Source organism: Psychrobacter sp. 1Y1 (genome assembly GCF_051847395.2).
In the GTDB taxonomy this organism is placed as follows: Bacteria; Pseudomonadota; Gammaproteobacteria; order Pseudomonadales; family Moraxellaceae; genus Psychrobacter.
In genome coordinates this window covers 336,884-359,055 of the sequence record NZ_JBPYDF020000001.1, presented here as the reverse complement: position 1 = coordinate 359,055, position 22,172 = coordinate 336,884, and the positions used below count along the sequence as shown (strand labels likewise).

Below are 22,172 nucleotides of genomic sequence, written 5' to 3'. Positions count from 1 at the left end.
GTACTACGGTCTGCTCTCAGCTCTTATTTGGGCTGACCTCTACCACCGATAAATCTTGCCAATATATTCAACACTAGGACAGACGCGGTGATAAGCAATGCTGCCGCCCAAGCCAATGTATGCCAGTTGTCATAAGGACTCATCGCAAACTGGTAAATGGTATTGGGTAAGTTAGCAATGGGCTGACCCATGTCTGTACTGAAGTATTGATTGTTAAGTGCGGTAAATAGTAACGGCGCTGTCTCACCAGTGATTCGAGCAAAAGCCAATAGCACACCTGTGGTCAGTCCCGCTCGCGCAGCTTTTACCGTAACTTGAGTGACCAACTTCCATTTAGGGGTACCTAGCGCATAGGCCGCTTCGCGTAGACTATTGGGTACTAGGTTCAGCATGTTTTCTGTCGTACGTACGACCACTGGAATAACAATCAATGCCAATGCCAACGCGCCTGCCCAACCAGAGAAACTTTGACCTTTTACCATCAGTGCATAGATAAATAGACCGATGACAATCGATGGCGCTGACAATAGAATATCATTTAAGAAGCGAGTGACCTTGCCCAGCATACTGCCTTTAGAAAACTCAGATAAGTAAATACCTGTCATAAGACCAATAGGTGCACCGATAAATAATCCTGAAAACGCCAACATGACCGAACCAACGATAGCATTGCGTAAACCGCCCGCACTCATCGGTGGCGGCGTATCAGCGGTAAAGATTGGCAACTGCACCATACCTTGGAAGCCTTCAACAAACAAAGTCACCAAAATCCATGATAACCAAAATAAGCCAAAAATCATCGCTGACATAGCAAAGCCTAGACCTAACTTGTTGGTCAAACGACGCTTGTTATAAAGGCTTTGATTGTAGCGGGTAGCGCCGTTTGGCTTAGTAGGTAGTGGTGCATTGATCGCATTGTTAGCAGGCATAATATTTATTTCCCATATCTTTTATCAATATCTATCAAGGTTCAATAAATCGGTAACAGATTTATCGGTTACCTGCTTTGTGATCCATGCGCATGAGCATCAGTTTTGCTAAAGACAGCACAATGAAGGTGATGACAAATAAGATTAAGCCTAGATGTAGTAAAGACGCAAGATGTAGCTCACTTGACGCTTCAGCAAACTCATTGGCCAAGGCCGAGGTAATCGTCACACCAGACGTGAATAGGCTTGGACTGATATTAAACGCATTACCAATCAAGAAAGTAACTGCCATCGTCTCACCCAATGCACGACCAAGACCCAAAATCACGCCACCAACGACACCAGCTTTGGTATAAGGCAAGATAATCTTGAACATGACTTCCCAAGTCGTCGCGCCCATGCCATATGCTGACTCTTTCAGTAAGTCTGGTACGACAGAGAAAACATCGCGCATAGTAGCGGCGATGAACGGTATGATCATAATGGCAAGTACTAGGGATGCGGTAAACATACCCAGTCCCATAGGCGCACCTGCAAACAGCTTACCGATAATAGGCAAAGGCCCGACGTGCTCAATAAACCATGGCTGAATGTGATCACCAAAGAATGGCGCAAATACGAACAATCCCCACATGCCATAAATGATAGATGGGATACCAGCCAACAACTCAATGGCGATACCAAGTGGTTTTTTGAGGAACTTAGGGCACATCTCGGTTAAAAATATCGCAATACCGAAACTGACTGGAACCGCGATAACAATAGCGATAAATGACGTGACTAGGGTGCCGTAAATAGGCGCTAATGCACCGTATTCATTGGCGACTGTATCCCAGTTATTGCTGGTATAAAACCCCAAACCAAACTCTTGAATACTCGGCCATGCTCCAACAATTAGAGACACCAAAATGCCCCCTAAAGATAGGAGGACGAGTATGGCAAACGCTTTAGTAGAGTTAACAAATAAAGCGTCGTAACGTTTTTGTTTAGCCAGTTGGGACCTTAAGTCTGTCATAAGTGTCTCAGCATTGAATGGGATGAATCGAAATATTAAAAAGATGTATATCAGGTTTTAACACAACAAACTTAAACGGTATGAGTAAGCATATTTATCGAGATGTATCCATCAAATTTGCTGTGTTAAAACCTCTCAAACAACTACCGGAGAATAGTTATTCGAGAGGATAACTTGTCAGTTGCTAAATAGTATTTAGCAAAAACAAATTACTGAGCTGGCTTGTAGACAGGCTGTCCATCGCTACCTTTCACTTCGTTCCACTTCTCTTTGAACAAGGCTACTGCCGTGTCAGAGAATGGTACGTAGTCTAGTTCCATGGCGCTGTCATCACCTTGGGTATAAGCCCAGTCAAAGAAGTTCAATACGCCAGCGACTTGCTGAGGATTTTCTGGTTGCTTATGTACCAAGATAAAGGTCGCAGCAGCGATAGGCCATGCTTGGTCAGTTTCAGAGTTGGTGATGACTTTATAAAAGCCTTCTTGTTGTGACCAATCGATATCACCTGCCGCAGCAAACGTCTCAGCAGATGGCTGTACGATGTTACCAGCTGCGTTTTTCAGCGCAGTATGTGACATCTTATTCTGCTTAGCGTAAGCATACTCAACATAACCGATAGAGTTTTTCATACGGTTGACGTAGCTTGATACGCCTTCGTTACCTTTACCGCCTGCACCAGTAGCAGAAGTCGGCCATTTGACGGTTTTATCAACACCAACGGTGTCTTTCCAGTCTGGTGAAACCTTGGCAAGATAGTCAGTAAAGTTAAACGTCGTACCTGAACCATCTGAGCGGAATACTGTTGTGATTGGGGCATCTGGCAAGGTCAAATCTGGGTTCATCGCCTTAATCGCAGGGTCATTCCAGTTACTGATTTTACCCAAATAGATATCAGCCAACGTTGTGCCGTCTAGTTTCAATGCACCAGGCTCAACACCATCAATGTTGACGATTGGTACAACACCACCGATGACTGTTGGGAACTGAATCAAACCTGCTTCGTCTAACTCTTCAGGCGTCATTGGGGCATCAGAAGCACCAAAGTCTACTGTTTTTGACTGAATTTGTTTGATACCACCAGATGAGCCAATCGATTGATAGTTGACTTGGCCGCCGGTCGCAGCATTGTAGTCATATGACCATTTCGCATAGATAGGCTGCGGGAACGACGCACCTGCACCTGTAATATTCATAGCGATATTTTCAGCAGATTTAAAATCTGACGTAGCAGAAGATGCTGTCTGAGAGGTTGTTTCAGCTGTTGTCACAGCGCTACTGCTAGTATCAGCAGTTGGCTCCGCCGTATCTGTTGACTTATTACACGCCGTAAGCATTAATGTACAACTGACGGCCACTGCTAATAACGAATAACGCATGTAGGACTCCTGAAGTTTAACAACGGTATAAAAAAGCATTGCTCGTGATATGCGTGTTATCTTGCCAAATCTTTATGACAGTTTAATGACAACTTCTAGAATCCTTCATTCGCTTTACATAATATTTGAATAATTTATCTACAGTCCAACAGCGATTTGCCTACAGCCTAATAGTACTAAGCACCCTCATCTATCAACACTCAAAAAAATATTCACGAAAATATGGAACTGTATGTGTGACGCAGAATATTTGTATCCAAATACCATTAGCCGTTGGTACAGAATTTTGTTAGTATGAAGGCTGATTTACAACACTGACAGACTCGGGGTGCGGTGTATTTTTGGCTCACTTTATTAAACTTGCTTTATTAAAGTAGTCGCCTTGATACATTCGCTGAGAGATCACCCGCCGAACCTGATGCGGTTAGTACCGACGCAGGGAAGTCTTAAGCACTTTGTTATTTATGACAAAGGGCGCGTAGAAATACATTTTTATCGTCACTACTGTCTTGATATGCGTAATGCATGGCCAGATAAGAAGAGAGGATATCAAGCTGCGTCCAATATTTGATGAGCACCATGCGCGACGATATTTTTTGGTCGAAGTTGTGGGTTCATGATATAAACTTGTCTAGATGATGGATGCCTACCCCCGCAGATACTGGCGGTGTTGATTTTATTCAAAAACCAACACGCTAGGACAGCATATGACTACTGCAGACACCACCTCAATTGCACCGAAAGCCCAAACGCATAACCCAGCCGACAACTCAACGCTTGCTTCTAATGCTGCTGACACGAATAACGTCAAAGCAGATAAGAAAGCAGATGCGCTAAAAACCCCTGCTCACCGTGCCGCAAGTGATGCCCGTTTCGAAGAAGATGCGCGCGACTTGCACCGTATTTTACCTGCCTCAAGAAAAGTCTATATCGAAGGCTCAAGACCTGATATCCAAGTACCGATGCGTGAAATCAGCTTGGCTGATACGCCTGTTGGCGGTACTGGAGATAAAGACGGTGAGCACAACCCGCCGTTTTATGTATATGACACCTCAGGTGTATATACCGACCCTAATGTCAATATCGACCTCACACGTGGATTGCCAAAACTGCGTGAGAACTGGATCGCAGAACGCGATGATACCGAGCAATTAAGTGGCCTATCTAGCTCATACGGACAAGCACGTGCCCGCGATATCAGCACTGCTAACCTTAGATTTGCCCATATTGATAAACCGCGTCGCGCCAAAGCAGGACAGAACGTCACGCAAATGTACTACGCGCGCCGAGGCATCATCACCCCTGAGATGGAATATATCGCCATACGCGAAACGCAAAAGCAGCATGAACTGACCGATATGCGTCAACACGATGGCGAAAGCTTCGGTGCCAATACGCCTCAAATCATCACCCCTGAATTTGTCCGTGATGAAGTGGCGGCTGGACGCGCAATTATTCCAAACAACATCAACCACCCTGAATCTGAGCCGATGATCATCGGGCGCAATTTCTTGGTGAAAATCAATGCCAATATCGGTAACTCAGCGCTGGGTTCGTCTATCGATGAAGAAGTGTCCAAAATGACGTGGGCAACACGTTGGGGTGCGGATACCATTATGGATTTATCAACGGGCAATCATATTCATGAAACCCGTGAATGGCTAATCCGTAACTCTCCTGTACCGATTGGTACGGTACCGATTTATCAAGCACTAGAAAAAGTCGATGGCGTCGCTGAAGACCTAACGTGGGAGATATTCCGTGATACGTTGATCGAGCAAGCAGAGCAAGGCGTAGATTACTTTACCATTCATGCTGGCGTGCTATTACGCTATGTACCGCTCACCGCAAAGCGTCTGACAGGTATCGTCTCACGCGGCGGCTCTATCATGGCGCAGTGGTGTCTGGCCCATCACAAAGAAAGCTTTTTATATACGCATTTCGAAGACATCTGCGAGATTATGAAACAGTACGATGTAGCATTTAGTCTAGGTGATGGCCTACGCCCTGGTTGCTTGCAAGATGCCAATGATGAAGCGCAGTTCGGTGAGCTACGTACGCTTGGTGAATTGACCAAAGTGGCATGGGAGCACGATGTACAGGTAATGATCGAAGGCCCTGGACACGTCGCGATGAACCGCATCAAAGAAAACATGGACTTGCAGCTTGAGCTTTGTGCGGACGCGCCTTTCTATACTTTAGGGCCATTAACCACAGATATCGCTCCAGGTTATGACCACATCACCAGCGCCATCGGAGCTGCGATGATTGGATGGTTTGGTACAGCGATGCTGTGCTATGTCACGCCAAAAGAACACTTAGGTCTACCAAACAAAAAAGACGTCAAAGACGGCATTATCACTTATAAAATCGCTGCACACGCTGCTGACCTTGCTAAAGGTCATCCAGGAGCACAGGCACGTGATAACGCGCTATCTAAAGCACGTTTCGAATTCCGCTGGGATGATCAGTTCAATCTAGCGCTCGATCCTGATACTGCACGTGAATATCATGATGAGACGTTGCCAAAAGACGCACACAAATCGGCACACTTTTGCTCCATGTGTGGCCCTAAGTTTTGTTCAATGAAGATCACTCAAAACGTGCGGGATTATGCAGCAGGACTGGATAAAGATGCTGCTAATCAAAAAGCTGCATCATAAAATAAATAGACGACTTAACGGATATGAATCATTTGATTGAAGTGATAAACATACTAGCGAAGGACGTCAGTGGCATAAAGAGCTGTAGGCAAACTATATAGCAGCGCGTCAAAAAAGCTCGAACCTGATAATCAGGTTCGAGCTTTTTTTAAAATAACTCTCAATATCTTTAAAAATTGAATACTCAATTCAGTGGATATTTTTTCTCGATTTTTCGAATTTCCTCAATACCTGTAGATTCTAGCTTGGAGACAATATAAAACTCTTTGTCACTGCCAAAATTATCTAAGGCATTGTTAAGCCCTTTTATGTACTCATAAAACTCTGAGTAAGAATAAACTTCCTCATTGTAGCGAGTATCAGGTTTATCTATATAGAGGTATACCGAACCTTCGCACTGTGTTACTTCACCTTTGATATTTGTCTCAGCCTCATAGGAGCTTGACGTCAATATTTTGTTGCTGTTATAACTCATACAGACTTTCTGTCCACCCCTGTTCATCGTTTCAAACTTATAGCTATCCAATTTTTGATTTAAATTGGTCTTCAGTTCTGAAAAATCTGTCTCGTTTGCTGAAGTATCTAAATTACCCAAAACAACATCTACTTCTGTCAGAGAGTTCAGCATAACTTTGTCGTTAGTGCCTCCCATCGCACTGAGCAAACCAATATGATGAATACCTTTGCGAGATAGCTCATCAATAATTTGCTGTACTGAGTTAGTAGTACCAAGGACGTCATCACTATAGGCCACGCCAATCCATGCCATTGTCTTCCCCCACGCTATTTCTTGAGTGAGATAGGGTTCAATAGTTACACCCAGAGCTTTTAGAGCTTTGCTTTTATCCTCAGGTAAGTTAGCTGCCAGTACTACTGTATCCTCTTTACACAAAGGATTGTTGTTTAAATGATTGATAAAATTTGATAAATCCTGAGACTGCATTGATAGCTCTTGCTCACCAAGCGTTAACGCTCGAGAACATGTATAGCGAAGAAATTCAGCTTCACGTTTACCTTTATAGAGTTTGTAGCTATTACTACTGGTGTCTACAAGATTGCCAGATAACATGTTGAAAATATCAGGTAGACTTGGGTTTTTATCTTGTAGCAAATCTTCAAAAGATGCCATGGTAGCAAGATTGCCTTTGTTGACCGTTACATAGCTATCGCTTTCAAGATAAAAAACCCTAGTGGTTTCAATACTGTCAGCGTTATATAAGTTTCCAAGATGTGTTCCAGAAATTGGCAAAACCTTATACATTTTCCCAGTTTCGTTATCGAACCTAGCAGGTGCGCGAATGTACTGATCGACGTCCTCGTCATCTTCAGCTGCCATTTCGTTAGAAAAAGTGACATCTGGAACCTGTGGTTCAACCTTATCTGGTTTAGTAGTTGGTATGACTGGTGTCTCTGGCGTAACACTACTATTTTTATTACCGCCATCACTACCACCACCGCAGCCATAAAGTGCCAACATAGAAGCCAAAGCCAAACTTAGATAACGTTTATTCATCAATACATATCCATTTAGGTTAACGGTCAATCAACATAGAAGTGAACTTAATTTCGCTAATAATAGATTGAAACAGATACTAAATCAATACAAATAAACAAAAAACCCCAACAGATATTTTGCCTGCTGAGATTTTGGTGAGCACCAAATTATAGCTTTTAAACTCTATTTGTTAAAATGCAACTGTTAAACTTTCGACGCCTCATAGATTTCTTCGATTGAGCTATCAATCATTGCCGCAAATGCCTCATCGCTTTGCTGTTTACTCAAGCCTTCAGTAAAGGCACGCGAGAAGCTCGCAATCATACCTGGGTTTTGTTTAAGCTTGGCACAAGCATCGCTACGACTATAGCCACCAGATAACGCCACTACTTTGAGCACTTTAGGATGGTCAATCAGCTCCTGATAAAACCCAGCCTCTTCAGGTAAAGTCAGCTTAAGCATCACTTGATGTTCGTCACTTAAGCGTTCTAGATTGCGCAAAATATCTGCTTTTAACAGTAGCTCGCACTCATGCTTTTGAGTGCTATCAATATTGACCTCTGGCTCGACGATAGGCATCAGACCTTTTGAAATAATCTGCTTAGCCACATCAAACTGCTGCTGTACCACAAGCTCGATACCATCGACGTTTGGCTCATAAATGACTGAGCGCATTTTAGTACCGAATACGGGATAGTTTTTTGCTTTATCTAATAATAGATCTAGATTCGGAATCGGCTTCATGACTTGTACACCGCTCATCTGCTCAGCCAGACCTTTATCTACCTTTAAAAATGGTACGATATTTTTATCTTCCCATAGGTAGTTGGCCGTCGACTTGTCATTGACTTCGCGCTCCATGGTGTCTTCAAATAAAATTGCACCAAGTACACGCTCACTATCAAAACAGTCACACGTCATAATACGAGCACGCATTTCATGAACCAAATCAAACATGGCCTCATCGTTATCATAGTCGTCGCTGCTGACACCATAAGTCTCTAACGCTTTTGGTGTGCTGCCACCACTTTGATCAAGAGCAGCAATAAAACCTGAACTATTTTTTATACGCTGTAATTGCTTATCGTATTCCATTGAGCCTGTATCCTATTTTTATTGGTTAAGTTAAATATCATAAACTAAGCTTTTTTATTCCATACAAGCCGTGTTATTTGTAGATAACCTTATCATAGGATGATTTATATGCCTATATAGGATACGTGACAATATAGCTAAAAAATTATGAAACCAATACTTTTGGACAGAGTCCATTACGCCAAAAACAGTACCCCTACACAGCAGACTGCCAATACTAATCCTATTATATTGATACGGTTTAGCTGCTCTTTAAACACTCCTACGCCAATCAATGTCGCTACGGCAATAACACCGACATTCATACCAGTAAAAACAATACTAGGAGAATCATGCAGTACTTGGTGTGCCCGTACATAGGCATAGATATTGCCCATGTTTAATGTACCGAGCAGCAAGCCTGTCATAAGTGCTTGTTTTTGCCAACGTACCCTTGTGACAATTAAATAGATTAAAAGCAATACACCTGCTACGCCAAAACTTACCAGTAGAGTCAATGGAAAAGCTGCCCCTTGTTTGGCAACCTGTTTGAACAAAATATCAATAATGCCGTAGCCTGCCCATACCCCGAATAACCACAGTGGCGTATGCTTTGCTTGCCGAGTAACATCGTTATGCTGTGGTCGATAGACAAGCGCACCTAATGCTAGAAAACCTAACGCCAGTCCAAGTATACGTGTACCAGTCAGTACCTCACCGAATAGCAAAAAAGCCGCTACGATAGGAATGATAAGTGATAAGCGCTGAGACGCGTCGGTTGCTACCATCCCCACCGCTTCAATAGCTCGTCCCAGAATAATAAATACGGCAGGTAATAGTATCCCAAGCGCGATGATGATTGCCCAAGCGCTATCAAGCGCATGAATGGCACCTACATCAGGTTTTAGTAATACCCAAGTCAGTAAAAAAGCCACAGGATAGCCTGCCACGATGGTCTGACGAATATCTATATTTTTCTGGCGCAATATTTTCAAAAGTACTGAGACAGCGACGCTACATAGCACCGCTATTATTAAATACATCATTCACTGCTACCTTTTGAACTTCAATGTTGAGTTATTACTGTCCGTATATTTATAAAAACCATTAAATAAAATGCCTGCTAATCAGCTGATATTTGCAATGAAATCATGCTTATAAAATCAGTATTTAAAATATGAATAGGTTTGGATGTGGAATGTAACAAAATATGTTTTCTACAGCAATCTATTTATTATGGTTATAACTGAAGCTTTCAAAACATAGCTATTCTTAAGCAAATTACAATTAGCATGCAGGTATGATTAGTAATTTTGCTAAAATAGCACCTAATCCCAATCACAAAAGTAAAGATTCTAGATAACGAGTCCTCTCGTTCATCTTGACGTACTGCTATTGATGTTTTATTACTGCCTATGAATGCTCTATTTCGCTTTTTCGAAAATCGCCTACCCGCCTTTCCAGATACACCTATGCCATTGCCATCACCTCGCGATGGCATGCTGAAGTTTTTGTGGGCATGTACCAATGGCCTACGCGGCTGGCTACTAATCTTTATGATTTTGTCCGCTGGTATCGGTATCTACGAGGCCATGCTGTTTGCTTGGATAGGTAATATCGTCGATTGGTTGGGCGTTTATACGCCGCAAAACTTATGGGTAGAAAAAGGCGATATGCTACTCATCATGCTCGCTGTCATGATAGTGAGCCCATTGTGGATCGCCTTGTCATCATTTATCCATTTTCAGACCTTGCAAGGCGTGTTTCCTATGCAGATGCGCTGGCGGTTTCATCAGCGAATGCTTGGGCAATCCATGCAGTTTTATCAGGATGAGTTTTCGGGTCGTGTCTCAGCTAAGGTAATGCAGACAGCCCTAGCAGTACGCGATACCGTAATGACCGTCACCGATATGTTTATGTATGTCTCTGTCTACTTTATCACCTCAGGGGTGATTTTGTTTAATTTAGACAGCTTACTACTCATTCCATTTGTCATTTGGCTGGTCTTGGTTGCCATTACCATTTGGTACTTTATCCCTAAGCTTAAACAAACAGCGATTGTGCAAGCGGATGCCCGTGCCTTGATGACAGGACGAGTCACTGATGCTTATGCCAATATCATGACCGTTAAGCTATTTAGCCATTCTCGTCGTGAGCTAGGCTATGCCAAAAATGCCATGGGACAATTCTTAGGTACGGTACATGCGCAGATGCGCTGGGTCAGCTATTTAGAAGTATCGACCCATCTTATCAGTGTGATCTTGGTCAGTAGTACCGCGGGTATTGGATTGTACTTGTGGCAACAAGGCGCAGTTGGTGTTGGTGCCATTGCTGCTGCGACTGCGATGGCATTACGTCTAAATGGTTTGACGCGTTGGATTATGTGGCAGACAGCCAGTTTGTTTGAGAGTATCGGTACAGTTCAAGATGGTATGCGTACGTTGTCAGCACCGCAGACAATCATTGATAAACCTGACGCGCCAGCCCTAGCTGTCACAGACGGGCGTATCGTGTTCGACCATGTTGACTTCAGTTATGAGAATGATGATGAAGACAATGGCCAAACTGATAAACCTATTGATAGTACCAACATTGCTAAACGCGCTCCTAACTCATATATCAAACTGTTGGACAACTTCCACTTAGATATTAAGCCGGGTGAAAAGATTGGTTTGGTTGGGCGTTCAGGTGCTGGTAAATCGACCTTGGTCAATCTGTTACTGCGCTTTTTTGATGTCGATAGCGGTAAGATTCTGATTGATGGTCAAGCTATTGATGCGGTCACGCAAGAATCGTTACGTCAACAGATTGGTATGGTGACTCAAGATACGTCATTGCTACATCGCACCGTGCGTGAAAATATCGCCTATGGTCGTCCTGATGCTACTGACGAAGAGATTATGATCGCTGCCAAACAAGCTCAGGCATGGGATTTCATCAAAGATTTGTACGATGATAAAGGCAATACAGGACTTGATACCCAAGTGGGTGAACGCGGAGTCAAACTATCTGGCGGTCAACGTCAGCGTATTGCTATCTCACGTGTTATGCTAAAAAATGCGCCGATTTTACTTTTAGATGAAGCCACCAGTGCGTTAGATTCTGAGATTGAATATGCTATTACCGAAAGCTTAAATGACATCATGACCGGCAAGACCGTTATTGCTATTGCCCATCGCTTGTCTACTATTGCCGCACTGGATAGACTGGTCGTTATGCATCAAGGCCGTATTATTGAGCAAGGTAGTCATGATGAACTATTGGCATTGAATGGTGTCTACGCTCGACTGTGGCAACGTCAAAGCGGTGGCTTCTTAGGTGAAGATAACTAGGACTTGTTAAGTCAGCTCAATCATAAGAAGACAAACTACAAAAAAATCACTCAAAATAAGTCACAAGGAAGTGTTTATTTTATGGAAGCATTCACAAACCGCATTAATCTTGGCGGAAAACAGGCACGCTACTATGACCTTAGCCAGTTTAATCAGCCGGTAGATTTCAGCTCTACTCCCCGCGCTCCAGCACATTTTTATAGTGGTAATAGTTTTACTGTTGGTACTTATACGCCACTATTAAGTAAGCTAGCTACTGCGTTTGATATCAGCTCACTTGCCCTACGTGGCTACTGGTATGATAAGCCGCAAAGCCGTCGTCTGACGCGCGATCAAGATGCTGATATGCTGATTGAATTTTTAGAAAAGACGCAAGACAAGCCTGTCATAGGTATTGGTCACTCGCAAGGGGCAACGGCTACAGCAATGGCAGCTGCCAAACGTCCAGAGTTGTTTTCGCAGTTGTACCTGATCGAGCCTGTCACATTTACCAAATACCAAGCTACCTTATATAACCTTTTGCCACGCTCTGTCCTACTGAGCCGCGAGCCTTTCAAAAGCACGTTAACCAAGCAATCTACTTGGCCAAGTACCCATAGTTATTACGAGAGCCTACGTGCGCAGCGTGCTTATAAGCGTATCAGCGATGAGCATTTGCAAGTGTTTGCTGAGCAAAGCTTGAGCAAGAATGCAGATGGTAGCTATACGCTTATGTTTGCACCAGAACAAGAGCTGGCCAATTATTTTGGCGCCCCTCATATCGATGCTGCGCTCAAGAAACTACGCTGTCCCTACACCTTGATTACAGGCAAGCCTACCCTGTTCATCAATGATAAAGTACGAAAGCAATGGAAAAAGTTTGTCCCAGATAGCAGTCTTATTTCGCTGTCAGATTATGGTCATCTATTGCCAATGGAAGCGCCTGAACTATGTGCTCAAATTATCAACGAGCACTATCAAAGCAGTAAATAAGGATTTATAACGACTGAATTATGACTGACCTCTTTGCCCCTGCACCCACGGATAACTTACTACCCTATGATGGTAAGGTGAATGATCTAGGCGTGATTATCGACGATGCCACTGCCCTTTATAATACTCTACTAAATGAGCTACCTTGGCAGCCAGACATCGTGACGTTATTTGGTAAGACCCATATAACTACTCGGCAAATCGTTTGGATGGGAGATACAGATGCAGACTATCAATACTCGGGACACGTGCGGCAAACTGTTCCATGGTCAGACATAGTGTTTCACGTGAAACAGAATATCGAACAAGCTTTAGCAGAGGTTGGCGTAACTGCCAATTCTAATACCTGCCTGCTTAATTACTATCCTTCTGGCGCTGATGGTATGGGCTACCATGCCGATGACGAAAAAGAGCTCGGTCATCAACCAGTCATCGCCTCCTTATCGCTCGGTGCCACACGCAAATTTGTTTTTAAGCATAAAAAAACTCAAGACAAAGTTGAACTTTATCTTGAGTCTGGTCAGCTCGTTGTGATGCATGGTGACACACAGACCTTTTGGAAACATACGATCACTAAGACAAAGACGGTCGATGCTGGGCGAATCAGTCTAACGTTTCGGCATATGCTTACATCTTGATACTATCACTGACTTAACGAGTCATCTAACTCTTATGCTAGATGATCCAAAAAACGCTCACGGTAACACTGATAAGCAGCTTCACAAACATTGGCAGTGTAGCTAGCATTAACACCACCTGCGACTACTGCACCCACCGCTGGAATGATTTGCGCCGCTTTTGTCTTAACGATGTTAGTGGCTACTTTAGTCGCTGTCTGACGCAGTACACGAGACATGACTTCTTCATTAATCTGATTGAATGCTTGAGTTTCTGGATCTTTAATCATTGCATGAGTGTCATCTAACGCCGCTTTACGCTCTTCAACAGAGGCAGAAGTTGCCACAGCCAACAAAGACATCGCAAATAGCTGCTCGCCTTCATCATTGATATCAAAGCCATAGTATGTTGCATATTCTCCAATCGCACGTAGATTGGCTGTAATAAGCCCAACGACATCAGCAGGGATACCTGCCCAGCCTACAATCCCTGTAGTCACCCCTTGCGCGCTGGTTAGCGCTACATATTTGCTTTTAAAAAGCTTAACTTGTTTATCTACAACCGCAATGGGTAGACGTTTAATGTCACCAAGCGTTTTGATAGAGGAGTCGTTAACATCTGCTTCCTCTTGATAGCTATCGATAACGTCTTGAGTATCTAGTGTCCAGTTGGCTGCGTCACTCAAAGCACTAATCGTTTCCTCAGTTGCTTTTTTTAGAGAATCGCCAAATTGTGGAGCTTCCATCAACGCATCACCGGCTGCTACCACAGGGGTATTAAGCACTGCTAGCGTCTTATCCAAAATCCCTTTATCAGGGTTCTTCCACGCTTCTATCTCTGCACGGACTTTGGATTCATAAGCAATGTGGTCATCTGTTTTTTCATTGCTGGTCTTATTATTCATAGTCTTATTGTTGGTAGTCATATTATTTCCTTCATTAGTATCGTTCGCTTTCTATCCTATGATAAATAAGCGAAGACTACAGGGACGTTCTGTTGTCCAAAATAAAACTTTTGTATGATTTGTTAAATCATCAGTTAAGTTTACTGCGTTTCAACAGACATCCCTTTACTAATAAATCCTATCGAACACTACCTAATACTTGGGCAATCTTGACATTCACTCAGCTGCCGCTAAGACAATCTTGCCAAAAGCATCGCCTTTTTGTAGCTCGTGGTGCGCTGCAACAACTTCTGAGAGTGGATAAGTTTTTTGAATTTTTAAAGTCAGCTTGCCATTGGCCACTTCCTGTAAAACACGCGCCATATCTTGACCACTACGCTGCGCTTTATAGCCTGCTACTGCCAAGTCTTTTTGCTGACCGGCTTCTTTGAGCTTATCAACCCAGATAGTTGGCAACACATTTACTCGAGCACCTGACTTGAGTACGCTAAGCGCACGGACACCTGCTTCACCACCGACTAAATCAAGCAGCACGTCGGCTTGTAAGTTAGGGAACGCTTCATCTTTTGTATAATCTATCCAACCCGCTAGCTTAGATACGTCTATTAACTCATCAAGCTTGGTGTACTTTTCTGGTGAGCAAATTACCGTCACCTTGATGTTATCTTGCGCCACTTTATTCATGAGCAGTTGGATCAACAAATGACCGACACCGCCTGCTGGTGCATTAATTACCACATGTTCGCCTGTTTTTATATCAGCAAAATCTACGAATTGTAGTGCCGTTTGTCCGATACAAGGCAAAGCCCCTGCCTGCTCTAAGCTGACATTGTCTGGTACTTTCGCAAGCAACTTGGCATCTACTGCCACATATTGCGCATAGCCACCACCGCTAAAGGTCAAAGCCGCTACTCTATCGCCAACAGCAAACTCGTCGCTATTACTGCTGACTACTTCGCCTGATACATCGAATCCTAAAATAGCTGGCTGATCATTCTCAAACTTGTCTTTGCGAATGTTTTCCGCACCCCAGCCTTTACCTTGGCGAGTTTTATAATCGACAGGGTTAATTCCAGCATAGGCAATTTTCACCAGTACTTGGTCGTCCTGTAGCTCAGGGACATCAGCACCATCTTGATATTTCATTACTTCAGGCTCACCGAACTCGCGTATGAGTACGGCGTGCTGAGTCTTAGGTATGTTGTGGTTAGCTTGTTGATTATTATCAGTAGTAGACGCTGTTGCCATCATAGAATATCCTTATATTTTGTTTATTAGGCTGTACTTGGTCTTCATTTTATTGAAACGTTGTGCTGTTAATATCACTTTCAATCGAGAACATAGTTAATTAATAATATGATCAATAAAGACAATTGTTCATATATCGATAGATTGCCAATATAATACATTTAGACGAATTATTATAGTTAGGTATTAGGGCAACATCAGCTCTGCGCTAATGGGCAGATGATCTGATAGCGATGACCAAGGTTTTCCAGTGTGTACCCAAGCATCCTTCACAAGCAAATTGCGCACATAGATACGATCTAAGCTGAGTACTGGCAGTTTTGCGGGAAAGGTTGGCAACAGCTTGCCATGACAATGTTTGAACGCTTCTATCATACCGAGATCTGACGCCAGTTTGTCACAAGACATCTTTTTCCAATCATTAAAATCGCCTGCTAAGATAAGTGGTTGATCCGGCGCAATCTCATTTCGCACATAGTCACTAATCGCTTGATACTGCTTGATACGATCGCGCTCAAACAAGTTCAAATGTGCACACAATACGACAACTGGCATCTCCCAACCGACAGGTTTTACCTCACAGTGCAAGACACCGCGCTGCTCAAGCTTGTTGACCGTAATATTTACATTGTGTTTGGGGTCTAGCGGGAAGCGACTCAATACTGCATTGCCGTGGTGGCCGTTTTCGTATTCGGAGTTTTTACCGTAACTGTTTTGCAAATCTAAAAATTCGCCAAACCATTCATGCTGTGATTGATCTGGGTACTCGTTATATTGCATATTACGCTTGAGGTTTTGGCCCTGCACTTCTTGTAGGCACAAGACGTCTGAACCCACAGACTCTAGCGCCTGAGCAATACCTTGCATCTTCACTTGGCGATTCAGCGGTGACATGCCTTTATGGATGTTGTAGCTAGTTAAAACAAAAGAGGTGGTAGTCATAGTTTGGTTAGTTGTACGCTCATTATTTATGGAGTAAAGATCAATAGCTCAGCTACGATAGCATCCATAGTGATGGTAATGACAGACATAAAAAGAGCACTGGCTCGTATTGAACCAATGCTCTCATATTACACCTATGTATTATCAATGGCTAATTCATAAATGGCTGATTCATAAATGAATATCGCACATAGGTGGCATCGTCAGATTAGTAGCGAGTTACTAGCGCTATTGGTTGATCTTCACCCATGATATCTTGTGGCATAAATACAGCTTCGCCGCCATTGTGAATGACGTGCTCGATGATTTCACCGATTGCATCATCTGTGATGCCTTCCGTAGTAGCATCATTGGCAGGGCTTAACGTTTGTGCCTTTTCATCAATCTTAGCAGATTGTATATAGCCACGGCGTACATAAAGTGTCTCGCCAGCTCCTTGGAAAGCACTTCGATATACTTCCTGCAAGTCAGTCTGCAACATATTCGCACCGCGAGCTTTGTCGATTTCGCCCAATGCAGCTTTATGTAATGAGGTGCGATACTCTTCTACGGCTTCTTGCACGCTATCTACGATATGCTGAGCACTACCGTCTTCTAGATTGGTCGCATTCGATACTGTAGCGATGATATTGTCTGGACGATCACAGATTTCTTTATAGTAGCCAATATTTTTTGCATCACCAACTATAACAAGAGGCATTTTATGCTCGCCCCACAATTCTTGGACACTTTTATCAACTTGGTTAAAGAATTCTTTTAAGTGACTGCTTTCATTGTTTGATGAGCGATCTGAGCCACCGTCGCCTGTTGTGTATAGTCCGTTGTTTTCAACAGGGAACTGAATGTTCTCCATATTGTTTTGTGCATCATCATCTTTATCGAACTCTCTTACAACGCGGTCGTTAGACGCTTCAATCAAACGCGCATTATCACGAGTTAAGACCACAGTATAATAATGAACCGCACTTGCCATATCACGAACCAAGTCACGCGTCGCAAATCTATCTGAAATCACAACGCGCTCTGTCGTATCAATTGGCATACGAATAACTTGCACATCATCCGTACTAGCAAATATAGCTAAAGTATCGAGGTTATAATTGTGATTGAGCTCACTGATCTTATTTTGAATATTATCTAGAATGGTAGTCGCTGTGCGTTTGTCGTACTCTTTCGTCAAACGATCTTCGGCAACCTTCAATTGGTTTTTTAGAGCGATAGGATCTTGCTCATTAGCTGGATGTTCACGATGCGTTTTAACAAAGATACTTACGGCAGGGTTAGCTTTAGTTTCACGTAAACTTTTAAGAGTCGCTTTCATATATTGCTCCTTGTTTTATTATCGTTCATTTTTAACTTTATGTATTTCTTCACTCATATACTGTTATAAGTGTAGAAATTTCTATCCATGTTTTTCTTGCATCTCATTAACGCATAATATTTGAATTCCATTACCTTGATGCTAACAGCTATACCCCACTCCCTGTAGGGTTAATTTGCAAGCAAATGATAGCGCTTTGTAAGTAGAGCACTCTATATTGTTAAAGAACTGCCTTAACGAGCATAGCTACATATTCAGATAATTATCTTGAGAAGTTGAATCTAAATATCAGAATCTCGACATTTACTTTCAGATTGCTAGCACTGTCCTAATTAGTTGAATCGTATAAAAGTGCTTAGGTTGTATTTTTACCAAACGAACCCATCTTTTATATAATCTATATATAAAATAAGAACACACTGTATATTTCGATAGTAGCCAGACTTATCTCATTCTCATTTTTATTAATAATAATTCATTGATACCGGATAACTATATGACACCTTCTCCTTTAGATTTACGCCTTGTCGATTTTACCGACACTGCGCCACATACGTTACAAAACCAAGTAATTGATGCCATTGATGCTGCCAATGCTTTTTTAGATACCTTAACCGTGGTAGAAAGCGATAGTGCTGAAAAAACAAGTGCTGAAAAAATAAGCGCTGAACAAGCTTTAGCAGATGTGATGAGCTTTGACCATATCAATTTGGCATTAGATCGTAGCTGGGGTATTTTGTCGCATCTCAATAGCGTGATGAGCAACGATGAGATTCGCCATGTTCACCATGAACTGCTACCAAAACTATCTGCTTACGGTACGCGAGTGGGCCAACATCAGCCTTTGTTTAATCGTTATCAAGCTATCGTCAATGACACAGATTTCTTTGCTACGTTAGAGCCTGCTCGTGCACGTGCAATCGAACTGGCATTACGTAGCTTTGAGTTATCAGGCGTTGCATTACCTCAAGCTGAGCAAGAAAAGTTTGCCACTATCCAAAGTGAGTTATCGACCCTGTCTGCAACCTTTTCGGACAATATCTTGGATGCGACGCAAGCATTTGCCCTGCCTTTAGAAGACTCTCAGTTAAAGGGGTTAACAGAGAGTGGTTTGGCACTATTGGCAGATGCAGGCGAGCAATACAAAGCGCGTGAGCTTGCTAGCGGTGCCCTTAGCCAAGCTGATATATATGCGCTTCCTACTCCTTACTATGTGGCCAGTTTAAATATTCCTGTATATCTAGCGATCATGACTCATGCGGACGATCGTAGCCTACGTGAGAAGCTGTATCATGCTTACGTCACACGCGCCTCTGAGTTTGATACGCATACCAATGCAAAAGGCAACTCATTAAATAACGCTGACAATATGAGTCAAATCCTCTCATTACGTGAACAAAAAGCTAAGCTACTTGGTTTTGCAAATTATGCTGAAGTATCCTTATCGACCAAGATGGCAGACAGCGTCTTAGAAGTTGAAACGTTCTTACGTGACTTAGCAACGCAAGCAACCCCTGCTGCCAAAGCAGATTTGGCACAGCTACAAAAATACGCTAGCGATTATGGCATTGACGAGTTACAACCGTGGGATAGCGCTTACATCGCTGAAAAGGTAAAACAAAGTGAGTTCAGCTTATCGCAAGAGGAAATTCGTCCATACTTCCCATTACCCAAAGTGATTAATGGCTTGTTCACTATCGTTGAGCGTCTATACGGTATTAAAGTACAAGAGCAAAGCCATAAAAATGCAGAAAGTGACTCAGTCTCTCGCTGGCATGACGATGTAAGCTTTTATCAATTATTCGATGCTGATGATCGCCTGCTCGGTGGCTTCTACTTTGACTTGTTTGCACGTAGCGGTAAGCGTGGCGGTGCATGGATGAGTGGTTTTCAATCTCGCTATAGCTACGAAGAACAGAACCATCAGCAGCTGCCTGTCTGCTTTATGGTTGGTAATTTCACGCCAGCACTTGATGGCAAACCTAGTTTATTGACTCATGATGAAGTATTAACCTTATTCCACGAGTTTGGTCATGGCTTGCATCATTTATTGACCCAAGTGACGGTGGGCGATGTCGCTGGTGTCAATGGCGTCGAGTGGGATGCAGTCGAACTTCCTAGTCAGTTTATGGAAAACTGGGCTTGGGACGCTGAAGGTATCGCCCTTATCAGCAGCCACGTTGAGACTGGTGAGCCATTACCTAAAAACAAGCTCGATGCACTACTAGCAGTCAAAAATTTCCAAAGTGGCATGCAAACGCTGCGTCAGATAGAGTTTGCTCTATTTGACCTACTCATTCATGCTCATACGCCAGCACTGAGTTACGATGGCATTTTAGAGACGCTCAATACTGTCCGTCATGATATCTCCGTTATGCAAACACCTGACTATAACCGCTTTGCTAATGGTTTTAGTCATATCTTCGCGGGTGGTTATGCTGCAGGTTATTACTCATATAAATGGGCGGAACTGCTATCAGCTGATGCGTTTAGCAAGTTTGAAGAAGACGGTATTTTCAACCCAGCGACAGGCAAAGCGTTCCGTGAATCTATCTTATCTGTTGGCGGCAGTTTCCCAGCGAAAACCAACTTTGAAAACTTCCGTGGTCGTAGCGCCAGTATCGACGCCTTGCTACGTCATAATGGTTTCACTGATGTTAAAAATATTGATACCGCAAATACTCAAACGACTTGCGAGGTCATTTAAATGCGTTATCAGTCATCTAGTCCTAAGCGCCGATTTTTAGCAGGGGTGCGCTGTCCGAAATGTCAGGAGATGGACGCTGTGGTGCAAGTTAATATCGTCACCCCTGCCCCAGATGAGTATATTGAATGTACTCAGTGCGGACACACAGAACACCGTCCGGATCCTGATGCCATTAGCGCCAAGAACCATTTAGAAGATCAAATGGCTCGTGATGCGATGGCAACTGGCACCAGCGGTACTGTAAAATTTAAGCCTTAGTTATTTAGTTTTCATATCTAAAAACAGATTAAATCCTTTATTATTTAATGGTCTATTAAGCCTATCTATCAATAGATAGGCTTTTTATTTTGAGTTTGCTATAGTATGGCTACTTATATTCTTGACTTGAATCGATCACAATATGAAACCAGACAACATCCGGCCTTCATCAACACACACTTCTAAGAAAAAACAGACTAAATCACGTCAGAAAATTCTGGCAGTACTTATCTCCATATTGTTACTTATCGTCATTGTCTACCTTATCGTAGGAAGGTCTGGCACTCAGTCCACACTTCCTGTAGATGACGCCACTTCGGCACCAGTAACTGAGCAAGCACAGACAGAATTAGTCACAGACAGCACTTCAGAAGTATCAGATGATTCTGTGATTGACGACGGTGTGCTCATGGATGAAAACTCTGGAGCAGCCAACAATGACAGTATTGCGATACCAAACCCTACTGCTATATTAGATGCGCCTCTACCAGAAAATGACAGCTTGGCGAAAGAAGAGATTGATCGTTTAGAAGATGAGCGTCAGCGACTGGCCGAACAAGAAAAGTTAGCCGCTGAACAAGTGGATATGAATAAGCAATTAACTGATATGAAGGCCGAACAAATTGCGCTACTCGAACAACAAATTGCTCAATTAGAAGCAAACGACTCTAATAAATCGACGATTCAATAACCGTATACTTGATTTGGTTATAGAGAGGCTTACGATGGCGATTTTACAACTCACACATGCCTTTATTTTAAATAGCAATGCACAGTTGCTTGTTTTACCTGTCAACAATGCTGGTGTCGTTTTAGATCCTGTACTCACACGAGCAAAAACTCTATTTCCTGATAATTATAGTCGCTATCATCGTGCGTGCCGCGATGGTAGTCTGAATGTTGGTAGCTGCTTAATTAATAAGCGTACACGTGAGCAGGTCGGACTTGGTATCAGTAGTAACGGTAACCAGCCAAACTATATTGCCAACCTTGTGATATCAAACCATCCTTATCATCCAGCGCGCACACGTTGGCTGACTGCTGCCTTGATTGATTTGCAACAGCAAATAATGCCGCTTATACGTTACCAAGGCATACGCAGAGTTGCATTACTTGCTCGGCCGCTTATCTCAGGCAAACCACGTGATATCGTATCCAATGAAAGCACTACAGCAGATACTCTGCCCCTAGACTGGCATGCTGATACGTTGCCATTACTAACTGAGTACTTACAAGACCTACCAAAACTTCGTATCGATATACACCTGCCTAAAAGCATTGATTTATAAATGGCCTTTTAGCTAGACAGTCATCATCT

18 protein-coding genes and 1 riboswitch are annotated in these 22,172 nt (G+C 43.0%); of the genes, 8 read left to right on the top strand and 10 right to left on the bottom strand.

Annotated features, from left to right (window positions below; genetic code table 11):
- Positions 1–23: 23 nt before the first annotated feature.
- The 3 genes from pstA to pstS form a co-directional block, all read right to left on the bottom strand.
- Positions 24–929: a phosphate ABC transporter permease PstA gene (gene pstA, locus ACS8FA_RS15520; RefSeq protein WP_101204644.1), complete on the bottom strand. Its 906-nt coding sequence runs from the start codon at positions 927–929 to the stop codon at positions 24–26.
- A 61-nt stretch (positions 930–990) separates the two neighbouring features.
- Positions 991–1,944: a phosphate ABC transporter permease subunit PstC gene (gene pstC, locus ACS8FA_RS15515; RefSeq protein ID WP_101204645.1), complete on the bottom strand. Its 954-nt coding sequence runs from the start codon at positions 1,942–1,944 to the stop codon at positions 991–993.
- 209 nt (positions 1,945–2,153) lie between these two features.
- Positions 2,154–3,320 (bottom strand): phosphate ABC transporter substrate-binding protein PstS, encoded by a 1,167-nt coding sequence (pstS, locus tag ACS8FA_RS15510; protein ID WP_057757805.1) that lies wholly within the window; start codon positions 3,318–3,320, stop codon positions 2,154–2,156.
- Between the two features lie 314 nt (positions 3,321–3,634).
- A riboswitch (TPP riboswitch) is annotated at positions 3,635–3,779 on the top strand.
- 248 nt (positions 3,780–4,027) lie between these two features.
- On the opposite strand from pstS, the gene thiC reads away from it, so the two are divergent.
- Positions 4,028–5,983, top strand: coding sequence for a phosphomethylpyrimidine synthase ThiC (gene thiC / locus ACS8FA_RS15505; RefSeq protein ID WP_439264527.1), 1,956 nt, complete (start codon positions 4,028–4,030; stop codon positions 5,981–5,983).
- 184 nt (positions 5,984–6,167) lie between these two features.
- Here thiC and ACS8FA_RS15500 read toward each other — a convergent pair whose 3' ends face one another.
- The 3 genes from ACS8FA_RS15500 to ACS8FA_RS15490 all read right to left on the bottom strand — a co-directional run bounded on the left by ACS8FA_RS15500 (position 6,168) and on the right by ACS8FA_RS15490 (position 9,598).
- Positions 6,168–7,496 (bottom strand): metallophosphoesterase family protein, encoded by a 1,329-nt coding sequence (locus ACS8FA_RS15500; protein ID WP_102078262.1) that lies wholly within the window; start codon positions 7,494–7,496, stop codon positions 6,168–6,170.
- A gap of 186 nt (positions 7,497–7,682) precedes the next feature.
- Positions 7,683–8,573, bottom strand: a complete 891-nt coding sequence (locus tag ACS8FA_RS15495; protein WP_102078261.1) for a fructose bisphosphate aldolase — start codon at positions 8,571–8,573, stop codon at positions 7,683–7,685.
- 176 nt (positions 8,574–8,749) lie between these two features.
- Complete coding sequence (locus ACS8FA_RS15490) at positions 8,750–9,598, bottom strand: EamA/RhaT family transporter (protein ID WP_439264532.1); 849 nt, start codon at positions 9,596–9,598, stop codon at positions 8,750–8,752.
- 369 nt (positions 9,599–9,967) lie between these two features.
- Between ACS8FA_RS15490 and ACS8FA_RS15485 the strand changes: the two genes are divergently transcribed.
- The 3 genes from ACS8FA_RS15485 (at position 9,968) to ACS8FA_RS15475 (ending at position 13,494) form a co-directional block, all read left to right on the top strand.
- Positions 9,968–11,884: an ABC transporter ATP-binding protein gene (locus ACS8FA_RS15485; RefSeq protein ID WP_439264535.1), complete on the top strand. Its 1,917-nt coding sequence runs from the start codon at positions 9,968–9,970 to the stop codon at positions 11,882–11,884.
- A gap of 81 nt (positions 11,885–11,965) precedes the next feature.
- On the top strand, positions 11,966–12,856 hold the full coding sequence (locus ACS8FA_RS15480) for an alpha/beta fold hydrolase (RefSeq protein WP_439264537.1): 891 nt from the start codon (positions 11,966–11,968) through the stop codon (positions 12,854–12,856).
- Between the two features lie 20 nt (positions 12,857–12,876).
- Positions 12,877–13,494, top strand: coding sequence for an alpha-ketoglutarate-dependent dioxygenase AlkB family protein (locus ACS8FA_RS15475; protein WP_439264540.1), 618 nt, complete (start codon positions 12,877–12,879; stop codon positions 13,492–13,494).
- A gap of 32 nt (positions 13,495–13,526) precedes the next feature.
- Here ACS8FA_RS15475 and ACS8FA_RS15470 read toward each other — a convergent pair whose 3' ends face one another.
- The 4 genes from ACS8FA_RS15470 to ACS8FA_RS15455 form a co-directional block, all read right to left on the bottom strand.
- Complete coding sequence (locus ACS8FA_RS15470) at positions 13,527–14,399, bottom strand: EcsC family protein (protein WP_439264543.1); 873 nt, start codon at positions 14,397–14,399, stop codon at positions 13,527–13,529.
- A 195-nt stretch (positions 14,400–14,594) separates the two neighbouring features.
- Entirely contained in the window at positions 14,595–15,629 is a 1,035-nt protein-coding gene (locus tag ACS8FA_RS15465; protein WP_439264546.1) for an NADP-dependent oxidoreductase, read from the bottom strand.
- A gap of 183 nt (positions 15,630–15,812) precedes the next feature.
- Positions 15,813–16,568 carry an endonuclease/exonuclease/phosphatase family protein gene (locus tag ACS8FA_RS15460; protein WP_102092664.1) on the bottom strand — a complete coding sequence of 252 codons (756 nt, stop codon included), beginning with the start codon at positions 16,566–16,568 and terminating at the stop codon, positions 15,813–15,815.
- Positions 16,569–16,776: 208 nt separating this feature from the next.
- Complete coding sequence (locus ACS8FA_RS15455; RefSeq protein WP_102091366.1) at positions 16,777–17,889, bottom strand: AOC03_06830 family ribosome hibernation factor; 1,113 nt, start codon at positions 17,887–17,889, stop codon at positions 16,777–16,779.
- A 496-nt stretch (positions 17,890–18,385) separates the two neighbouring features.
- On the opposite strand from ACS8FA_RS15455, the gene ACS8FA_RS15450 reads away from it, so the two are divergent.
- From ACS8FA_RS15450 to ACS8FA_RS15435, 4 genes are all read left to right on the top strand, one after another.
- Complete coding sequence (locus ACS8FA_RS15450; RefSeq protein ID WP_439264550.1) at positions 18,386–20,596, top strand: M3 family metallopeptidase; 2,211 nt, start codon at positions 18,386–18,388, stop codon at positions 20,594–20,596.
- Complete coding sequence (locus tag ACS8FA_RS15445; protein ID WP_134292263.1) at positions 20,597–20,854, top strand: YheV family putative zinc ribbon protein; 258 nt, start codon at positions 20,597–20,599, stop codon at positions 20,852–20,854.
- A 142-nt stretch (positions 20,855–20,996) separates the two neighbouring features.
- On the top strand, positions 20,997–21,545 hold the full coding sequence (locus ACS8FA_RS15440; protein WP_439264552.1) for a hypothetical protein: 549 nt from the start codon (positions 20,997–20,999) through the stop codon (positions 21,543–21,545).
- Positions 21,546–21,579: 34 nt separating this feature from the next.
- Complete coding sequence (locus tag ACS8FA_RS15435; RefSeq protein WP_439264554.1) at positions 21,580–22,143, top strand: hypothetical protein; 564 nt, start codon at positions 21,580–21,582, stop codon at positions 22,141–22,143.
- The last annotated feature ends 29 nt before the right edge of the window (positions 22,144–22,172 follow it).